Annotated in this window: 7 protein-coding genes and 1 pseudogene; 6 read left to right on the top strand and 2 right to left on the bottom strand. The window is 72.8% G+C overall.

The features are described from left to right. Nucleotides 1-350, bottom strand: a 350-nt coding sequence (locus MCBG_RS32875) for a hypothetical protein (RefSeq protein WP_043324013.1), incomplete at its 3' end; no start/stop codon positions are given. A gap of 285 nt (nucleotides 351-635) precedes the next feature. On the opposite strand from MCBG_RS32875, the gene lanKC reads away from it, so the two are divergent. The 6 genes from lanKC to MCBG_RS04125 all read left to right on the top strand — a co-directional run bounded on the left by lanKC (nucleotide 636) and on the right by MCBG_RS04125 (nucleotide 9,182). Continuing rightward, nucleotides 636-3,251: a class III lanthionine synthetase LanKC gene (lanKC, locus tag MCBG_RS04150; protein WP_051610942.1), complete on the top strand. Its 2,616-nt coding sequence runs from the start codon at nucleotides 636-638 to the stop codon at nucleotides 3,249-3,251. A 329-nt stretch (nucleotides 3,252-3,580) separates the two neighbouring features. Continuing rightward, entirely contained in the window at nucleotides 3,581-4,846 is a 1,266-nt protein-coding gene (locus MCBG_RS04145; RefSeq protein ID WP_051610940.1) for an MFS transporter, read from the top strand. Between the two features lie 134 nt (nucleotides 4,847-4,980). Continuing rightward, on the top strand, nucleotides 4,981-5,703 hold the full coding sequence (locus MCBG_RS04140) for a hypothetical protein (protein WP_140946316.1): 723 nt from the start codon (nucleotides 4,981-4,983) through the stop codon (nucleotides 5,701-5,703). A 448-nt stretch (nucleotides 5,704-6,151) separates the two neighbouring features. Then, nucleotides 6,152-7,150: a tyrosine-type recombinase/integrase gene (locus tag MCBG_RS04135; RefSeq protein ID WP_043324010.1), complete on the top strand. Its 999-nt coding sequence runs from the start codon at nucleotides 6,152-6,154 to the stop codon at nucleotides 7,148-7,150. A 139-nt stretch (nucleotides 7,151-7,289) separates the two neighbouring features. Continuing rightward, entirely contained in the window at nucleotides 7,290-8,222 is a 933-nt protein-coding gene (locus MCBG_RS04130; protein ID WP_223201058.1) for a hypothetical protein, read from the top strand. A 93-nt stretch (nucleotides 8,223-8,315) separates the two neighbouring features. Then, nucleotides 8,316-9,182, top strand: coding sequence for a bifunctional 5,10-methylenetetrahydrofolate dehydrogenase/5,10-methenyltetrahydrofolate cyclohydrolase (locus MCBG_RS04125; RefSeq protein ID WP_043324007.1), 867 nt, complete (start codon nucleotides 8,316-8,318; stop codon nucleotides 9,180-9,182). 3 nt (nucleotides 9,183-9,185) lie between these two features. Here the strand turns inward: MCBG_RS04125 and MCBG_RS04120 are convergent. Continuing rightward, nucleotides 9,186-9,376, bottom strand: a pseudogene (locus MCBG_RS04120) (endonuclease); the annotation flags it as partial.

The raw sequence follows: 9,376 nt of genomic DNA, 5'->3' as shown, positions 1-9,376 counted from the left end.
GCCACCGCCCGTCGGCGTCGTCGGCGAAGCAACGCCAGCACCCGCCGCACCGCCAAGGCATCAGTGCCGTGCCCACCGGGAACCGTCGCACCGGCCAGCGACACCATCACCAGGTCCGCCCCGTCACGGTGCAACACCGACACCTCGGCGACAGCGAGCGACCGCGCGTCCCCGCCGGCCACCCCCACCAGCCGCACCGCGTCGCCGGAACGCGCCCGGCCCGCACCCACCGTCCTCAGCAGACACCGCCGTCCGTCCAACGGCACCCCACGCGCGACGGTCACCCACCCCGCCGGCCGCTGCGCCTGCAGGAACACCACCACCGGCGGCGACTGGACCTCGGTCCTCATCACAGACCTCCACAGAAGGAAATGCGGGCGAACAGCCCGCGTACGCGAGAAATTCTGGTCCACACCGGCCCGCCGGACGTCCCCGTACCGGGTGACATCCGGTGTCCACTTCCAGACGGACCCCCGACGCCCACCACCGGGCCGGGACGGACCCCGAACCTCGCCCCACGGCCGGACGCCAGCACCGGCCGGCTACCACCACGATGGAACCAGTCCAGGCGACAACGGCAACACACCGAACCGCCCCGGACACCCAACCCATTCGTCACGGCCGCGAGGTTTGCCATGCCCACGCCCGGAGCGTTCCTGATCGCCGACCCGGTCCACGTCGACTCACCGGCGTACGTCGCCGACACGGCGAGCCGGTTCCCGCTGGCCGACCAGACCCCGCCCGACGGCTGGCGCGTCGCCGAACACGGCGGCTGGATCATGTGGCACCCCACGCACACCCAGCTGCCCCAGCAGGGCTGGAAAGTCCACGTCTCGGTGAACCTCGACGACGCCGCCGACGTCCTCGACCTGGTACGCGACCACTGCGTGACCCACCGGGTCGCGTTCAAGTTCCAACGCAGCCGCCGCCTCGCCCTGGTCAACAACGAGAAGTACGCCCACCGCGCCGGCAGCGGCAAACTCGCCGCCCTCTACCCGGCCGACGACACCGCCCTGCGCCGCGTCCTCGACGACCTCGGCGCCCGCCTCGCCGGATACCGCGGCCCCTACGTCCTCAGCGACCTGCGCTGGCACGACGGACCCCTCTACCTGCGCTACGGCGGATTCGCCGAACTCTGGTGCGTCGACGGCGACCAGCCCGTCCCCGCCGTCGCACGCCCCGACGGAACCCTCGTCCCCGACCGCCGCGAACCCGTCTTCACCGTGCCCGACTGGGCCCCCGTGCCCGACTTCGTCGCCGAACACATCGCCGCCGTCGCCGCTGTCGACGCGCAGACGGACGACGAACCGCCCTACCGCATCGAGGAAGCCCTGCACCACTCCAACGCCGGCGGCGTCTACCGCGCCACCGACCTGCGCGACGGCCGCACCGTCGTCCTGCGCGAAGCCCGCCCGCACGCCGGACTCGACGGCGCCGGAACCGACGCGCTCACCCGCCTGCGCCGCGAAGAGACCATGCTGCGGCGCCTCGCCGGCCTCGACTGCGTACCCCAACTACTCGACCGCCTCACCTGGTGGGAACACCAGTTCCTGGTCGAAGAGCACGTCGACGGCGACACCCTCCAACACCACCTCGCCATGCGGCACCCACTCATCCACCCCGACCCCACCGAGCAGGACCTCACCGACTACACCACCTGGGCACTCGACGTCATCGACCAGGTCCAGGCAGCCCTGGCCCGGATACACGCCAGGGGAGTGGTCTTCGGCGACCTGCACACCGCCAACATCATGATCCGCCCCGACGGCCGGATCGTGCTCGTCGACTTCGAACAGGCGTACCTCGCCGACGAGGACTTCACCCCCTCACTGGGCGACCCCGGCTTCGCCACCCCCCGCATCCGCCGAGGCACCGCCGTCGACACCTACGCCCTCGCCTGCCTGCGCCTCGCCGTCTTCGTACCACTGACACCACTCGCCGCCCTGAGCGACGACAAGTTCGACGACCTCCTCACGATCGCCCGGCGCTTCCCGCTACCACCCGGATACCTCGACCGCATCCGCGACGACCTGCGCACCGCACTGCACCCACCCGCGCCCGGCCGCCGCCGCGTCACCCGCCACCAGTGGTCCGCCGACCCGCGCCAGCTGATCGAATCCCTGGCCGCCGGCATCCGCGCCACCGCCACACCACACCGCACCGACCGGCTCTTCCCCGGCGACCCCGGCCAGTTCCCGCACGGCGGCGCCACCCTCGCGCACGGCGCCGCCGGCATCATCTGGGCACTCGTCACCACCGGCGTCGACTACCCCGAACGCGACGAACACCTCGACTGGCTCACCCGCGCCGCCCGCCGCCTGCCCGCCGCCCACCTCGGCCTCTACGACGGCCTGGCCGGCATCGCCGCCCTCCTCGACCGCACCGGACGCCACGACGACGCCGACGAACTGCTCGACCGATGTCGCACCGGCCTGCACCACCGCTACGGCCCCGGCCTGCACAGCGGCCTCGCCGGCATCGGACTCGCCCTGCTGCGCCCCGGCCGACCCGCCCCCGACGACGCCCTGCACATCGGCGACCGACTCGCCCGCACCCTCACCGGCGACACCACGCAACCCGTACCCGAACCCACCCGCCCCGGCCTGCTCCACGGCTGGTCCGGCCCCGCGACCTTCCTCACCCGCCTGCACGAAACCACCGGCGACCCCGCCTGGCTCCGCGCCGCCCGCACCGCCCTGCGCCGCGACCTGCAACACACCGTCCGCGACGACAACGGCAACCTCCACGTACGCGACGGCGCACGACGGCTGTTCTACCTCGACGAAGGCAGCGCCGGCATCGCCGTCACCGCCCACACACTGCTCCGCCACGGCGAACGCCAGTGGCTGCGCGACATCGTCACCACCGTCCGCCGCACCATCGACGTCGAATTCGTCCTGCTGCCCGGCCTCTTCCACGGCCGCGCCGGACTTCTCGCCACCGCCGCCCTGCTCACCGACGACCCACCGCGCCGCGCCACCCCGCACGGCCCCGTCGGACTCGTCCGCGACGACGCGCCCCACCACGTCCCCGCGCACCTGGCCCGCCTCGCCTGGCACGCCTACGCCCTCGACGGCCACCTCGCGTTCCCCGGCGACACCCTGCTGCGCATCTCCACCGACCTCGCCGCCGGCGGCGCCGGAATCCTGTCCGCCATGCACGCCGCGCTGCACCGCACCGCCGTGACGCTGCCCTTCCTCGACGCGCCCACCCACGTCGCACCCACCGGCCACCTCCTCGCCGCGAGCTGAACCCCCGCCCGGCGCCCACAGACCCCGTCGGAACCACCGACGGCCAACCCACCACACCCGAGAAGGAGGTGAACCCCCATGACGAAGCTCCTCAACCTGCAGGCCATGGCCACGCAGAACGGCACCCGCCACGCGGTCCCGCCGCAGTCCAGCAGCATCAGCATCGCCTGCTGCAACGGCTGAGACGGCAGTGGCGAACGGGCCACCAGCCCCAGCCACACCTGATCCGCCTGGCGACCCGGGCGGGCGGCCACCGCCCGCCCGGGTCCGTCGTCAACCCGGCCCGGTGAAGCCGGCATCCCGCCCGCCACCACGCACACGGAGCCCCCATGCCGCCCACCGGCCTACGACACAACCGCGACTTCCTCCTCATCACCGTCGCCCGCACCGCGTCGAAACTCGGCACCCAGGTCACCGCCGTCGCCACGCCGCTGCTCGTCCTGCTGACCACCGGCTCCGCCACCGACGCCGGCCTCGTCGCCTTCGCCGAAGGCATCGCCCTGGTCCTCGTACTCCTGCCCGCCGGCCTGCTCGCCGACCGCCGCGACCGGCGCATCCTCATGCTCTGCTGCGACGCCGGCGCGCTGCTCGCCGTCACCGGCGTCACCGTGCTCGCCCTCGTCGGACACGCGCCAGTCCTGCTCATCGCCGTCCTCGCCGCCGCCACCGCCGGCCTCGGCGCCGCGCTGCAACCCGCCGCCGCGGCCGCCACCCGCGCCGTCGTCCCAGCCCGGGACCTGCGTACGGCCACCGTGTTCAACGAGACCCGCAACGGCGTCGTCCACCTCGCCGGCCCGCCGCTCGGCGGCTTCCTGTTCGGCCTCGCCCCGGCACTGCCGTTCCTCGTCGACGCGCTCTCCTACGCCGTCTCCCTGGTCGCCGTGGCCCTGCTGCGCGGCCCACTCGGCCGGTCGGCGACCACGCCGGGGGAGTCCCTGCCCCGGCAGGCCGTCGCCGGGGTCCGGTTCCTGTGGCGGCAACCGTCGCTGCGGTTCACGCTGCTCTGCGGCGCCGTCCTGAACTTCGCGTTCGCGGGCGTCCTCCTGGCGATCATCGTCGTGCCGGTCCGCAACGGCGCCTCCGGCCTGTCCGCCGGAACCGTCATGGCATGCGTCGGCCTCGGCGCCGTCGCCGGATCACTCGTCGCCTCCTGGCTGACCGCCCGGGTACCCACCCGCTGGCTGATCCTCGCCGTCGTCTGGGCCTGCGCCGTGCTGACCGCCGCGATGGCCACCACCGACAACGGACTGGTCCTCGGTGCGCTGGCCGGCGCCTGCGTCCTGGTCGTACCGGCCGCCAACATCAGCATGCTGACCCTCCAGACCCTGCTCACCCCCGGCGACCTGCAGGGGAGAGCGAACGCCGCGACCAGCTTCATCGCGCTGATCGTGGCGCCGTTCGGCCCGGCCCTGTCCGGCCTGCTGATCGACCGCGTACCGGCGCCGGTGGTGTTCGGCAGCTTCGCGGCCGTCATGCTGGCGCTCGCCGTCGGCGCGGCCGTCGCGCCCGCCGTACGCGCCATGCCCGACCTGCGGGCCGTCGAGGAAGCCCCGGAGCCCGGCGAGGCCGAGCGCCGCGACCCGCAGCCGGTCTGAGCTGATCTTCGTACCGGCAGGCAGGGGAGAGGTGCTGGTCTTTCCGGGGACGTTCGGATGATCACGAGAGCGCCTCGCCCGTGCCACCATGTAGGGCCCCTCCCAGGACAGGCCACAAGGGACGAGGTGCCGGCATGGAGCTGCGTAGGAGCCGAGAGAAGCTGTGGAGGGGCCTCACGGTCTTCGGAGTCGGCGTGCTCCCGCTGCTGTACCACACTTCCGCGTCGACCGGACGATGGATCCTTCTCGGCCTCTGGCTGGTGTCGGCCGGCTTGTTCGTCGCCTACCAGCTCAGGCCGTTCCGGTTCCGCATCGGAGCCGACGGACTGGACCTGCGGGTCGCCGGGCTCAACCGGCTCGTGGCATGGGCCGAGATCGACGCTGTCGTGCTCGACCAGCCGCTACCGTCCCGTGGCCGGAACCAGAGAGCCGCAAAGGTGCTGCTGGTGCCGGCCACCGCCGCGACGATCGACCGTCCGCTCACCAGCCGGAGCCCGGTCGACGGGCGGCCGGCCCTGAAGCTGCTCGACCTCGATCAGGTGCGGCAGCCGGCGGACGACGTGGCGGACGCCCTGGCCCGGTTCGGGGCAGGGCGATTCGCGGACGTCCGGCAGCAGGCCCCGGAACTGTCCGACGACGCGGATACGCCGGACACGGAGGCCCTGACGTTGTTGGCCGACCTGACACCGCGAGTCCAGAAGGCGCTCGACTCGGGGCAGGTGTCGCAGCGGCAGGCGGTCAAGGCAGAGGTGGACGCGGCACTCGCGAGACTGCAGGCCGGAGGTCACCAGCCACGGCTGGCCGCGCTTCTGAAGGTCATGTCGGACACCCTCGGCGAAGACGTAAAGCCCTCCTGAGCCGTGATTCGATAATGCACATTATGTCAAGTAGAGCTCCGGCGGGCCTCCCCGGACGTCCTCGCGAGGCGGCTGACCTTCCGGGACTTGGAGGTCCGGCCGGCTACCCCGTCGCACCGCACACCTAGGCGCGGCCCGCCGACGCCACACTCTCAACCCATCCACCGCTCCAGCGATCATGAGGTTGGCGGCGACAAATGGGACAGCATCCGCGGTCAACTTCATGATCGCCGGAGCAGAGAGGGCGCCGGCCCCTTTCGCCGCCCTCTCTGCGCCAGCCGAGTGCCGACAGGTGTGACTGCCGCCGCCAGTACGCCGATGTGGCTGCATCGGAGCGCCCGGGTTACCGCCACCTCGGCGCAGTGGAGCCGATCATCGGTCGAGCGACTGCACTCCCCCTCGAAAGGGCCTCCTGGCGGGAACGCGAGAATCATGCATAATATCCCTTATGCATGACAAACCGGACGAAACGGTAGGCTCTCTGATCGAAGAGTTCCTGACCGCCCGGGCCACCCGCAAGCCCTCCCCCCACACCCTGGCCGCGTACCGGAGGGATCTGACCGCGGTGGCCGCGCTGATCGCCGCCGACGGCGACGCCACTCCCCTCCCCCTGGACCGGGTTGCGATCAGCACCCTCTCCCCCAGAGTGATGCGCGCGGCGTTCGCGCGGTTCGCCGCTCCCCGCGCGGCCGCCTCGGTCCATCGTGCCTGGTCGACGTGGAACAGTTTCTTCACGTTCCTGGTGGCCGAGGGCGTCGTACCGGGCAATCCGATGCCGGCAGTGGGGCGGCCCCGTACGCCGCTCCCCCGGCCCAAACCGCTGCGGGGTGAGGACACCCCGGAGGAGCTGCTGGCGGCGGTGGCCCGGGCGGAGGGCCGGCAGCGTGACCCGTGGCCGGAGCGCGACCTGGCGGTGCTGGCGCTGGCGTTGTGCGCCGGGTTGCGCCTGTCGGAACTGCTGGCGCTGCGGGTGTCGTCGGTGGCGGGGCGCGACGGCGAGCGGCGGGTGGACGTGGCGGGCAAGGGCGGGCGGCCGCGTACGGTGCCGATCGAGGATTCCGTGGACCGGGTGCTCGCGGGTTATCTGGACAGCCGGCGGCTCCGGTTCGGGGCGCGCAGTGTGCGGCCGGACTCTCCGTTCCTGGTGGACCGTCACGGTGAGGCGTTGCGGCGGGGTGGGCTGCAGTACCTGGTGGAGTCGTGTTACCGGCGGGCGGGCATCGGTGACCGGGTGCCCCGGGGCGCGCGCTTGCACGCGCTGCGGCACACGTTCGCGACGCGGTTGGCGGAGGACGGGGCGAGCGCGGCGGAGATCATGCGGTTGCTGGGGCATGCGTCGTTGGCGTCGTCGCAGACGTACATCGAGGTGACGGCGGGTCAGCAGCGGGCGGCGGTGGCGGCGAACCGCACCAATCGGGCGTTGTCGGGGTTGGCGCCGCCGCGGTGAGGGCCGCGCGGCGGTCTGCCGGGCTGGCAGGATCGGGCGGATGCGGGTGGGTGCGGCGCGGGCGGTGGCGGCCGGGTGGGTACGGGAGCGGATGCGCGTCGATCCGGCGGTCGAGGGGGCGTTGTTCAGCGGGTCGACTGTGGGGTTGCCGGACGACGCGCAGTTGCCGCCGTGGTCGGACGTGGATGTGTTGCTGGTGCGCCGGGAGCCCGGCGCGAAGGTGGGCAAGTTCGTGCATCGGGGGGTGCTGCTGGAGGTCAGCACGATCACGTGGGCGGAGTTGGGCGGCCCGGAGGATGTGCTGGGGTCGTGGGTGTTCGCGCCGATGTTGCGTACCGATGGGGTGATCGCGGATCCGTCGGGCCGGTTGGGCGCGGTGCGGGAGCGGGTGGCGGCGGGGTTCGCGGATCCGGTGTGGGTGCGGGCGCGGTGTGCGGGTGTGCGGCGGCGGATCGAGGCCGGGTTGCGGGCGGTCGACGCCGAGCTGCCAACCGCGGAGCAGGTGTTGGCGTGGGTGTTTCCGACGTCGTTGCTGGCGGTGTGGCCGGCGGTGGCGGGGCTGGTGGATCCGACGGTGCGGCGGCGGTACGTGCGGGCGGAGCGCGTGTTGTCGCGGTTCGGGTTCGCCGGTCGGTATCCGGGGTTGCTGGACACGCTCGACGGCGGCGGGGTGGGGTTGGGTCCGGCGCGGGTGCGGGCGCATCTGGCCGGGTTGGCGGTGGTGTTCGACGAGGTGGCGCGGTTGCCGCGGGAGGGGTTCGCGTTCGGGGCGGATCTGGGTGCGGCGGGGCGTCCGATGGTGTTCGACGGTGCGGTTGAGCTGATCGGGGCGGGGCGGCATCGGGAGGCGATGTTCTGGGTGCTGGTGACGTACGCGCGGTGTCATGTGGTGTTGGGCGCGGTGGCGCCGGAGCGGGAGCGGGCGTTGCGGCCGGCGTTCCAGGCGGTGCTGGCGGATCTGGGTGTGGCGTCGGCGGCGGATCGGCGGCGGCGGGCGGACGGTCTGCTGGCGGCGTTGCCGGGGTGGCAGGCGGTGGTGGATGCGGTGGCGGCGGAGGCTGTGGCAGGCTGAGGGGGAACGCGACTGGCGGCACGGGGATGGGTGAACCATCGGGGAGCTCGTCGTGGGGGTCGACCGCCTGGGCCCCTGCGGGCGAGGTGTCGTATGTCTTCTGCGCGGTTGTTGCCGGGTGCTCCGGTGGCGGAGCGGGTGTTGTCGGAGGTCGCCGCGTCGGTGGCCGAGTTGCGTGCGGCGGGGGTGACGCCGGCGCTGGCGACGGTGCTGGTGGGTGACGACGACGCGAGCGCGGGTTATATCCGGATCAAGCAACGCCAGGCGGCGGAGTTGGGTTTCGTGTCGCCGCACGTGCATCTGCCGGCGTCGGCGTCGCAGGCGGATCTGCATGCGGTGCTGGCGGATTTCAACGCGGACGCCACGGTCCACGGGGTGCTGGTGCAGTATCCGATCCCGGGTCATCTGGACTACGACCGGGCGTTGGCGGTGCTGGATCCGGACAAGGACGTGGACGGGATGCATCCGGTGAACATGGGCCGGCTGGCGTTGGGGTTGCCGGGTCCGTTGCCGTGTACGCCGGCGGGGATCGAGGCGTTGCTGGCGTTTCACGGTGTGCCGGTGGCGGGGCGGGAGGTGGTGATCCTGGGCCGGGGTGCGACGTTGGGTCGGCCGCTTGCGATGTTGCTGGCGCAGAAGCGGCCGACGGCGAACGCTGCGGTGACTGTGGTGCACACGGGGGTGGCGGACTGGCCGCGGTACACGCGGCGGGCGGAGATCCTGATCGCGGCGGCGGGGGTGCCGGGGATCGTGCGGCCGGAGCATGTGCGTCCGGGTGCGGTGGTGGTCGGTGGTGGGGTGCGGTACGAGGGGCGGCGGTTGTTGCCGGACGTGGACGAGTCGTGTGCCGAGGTGGCGGGTGCGATCACGCCGCGTGTGGGCGGGGTGGGTCCGACGACTGTGGCGATGTTGTTCCGTAATGCGGTGGAGGCGGCGCGGCGGCAGGCCGGGCTGGGTTGAGCGTCAGCCGAGGTCGACGACGAGGGGCCGGTGGTCGGAGATGGTGGCCAGCGGTGTGTGGACGGCGGTGACGGGTGGGAGCCGGTCGAGGGCGTGCCGGTCGGCGAGGATGTGGTCGAGTTGGACGCGGGGTTGCCCGGCCGGGTAGGTGGGGCGGCGGGCGAGGGGTCGCCAGCGGGTGAGCGGTGTGGCGG

This window comes from Micromonospora sp. M42 (assembly GCF_000568915.1).
Classification (GTDB): Bacteria; Actinomycetota; Actinomycetes; order Mycobacteriales; family Micromonosporaceae; genus Micromonospora; species Micromonospora chalcea.
The sequence above is the reverse complement of the archived record's forward strand: the minus strand, read 5'-3'. Positions and strand labels throughout refer to the sequence as shown.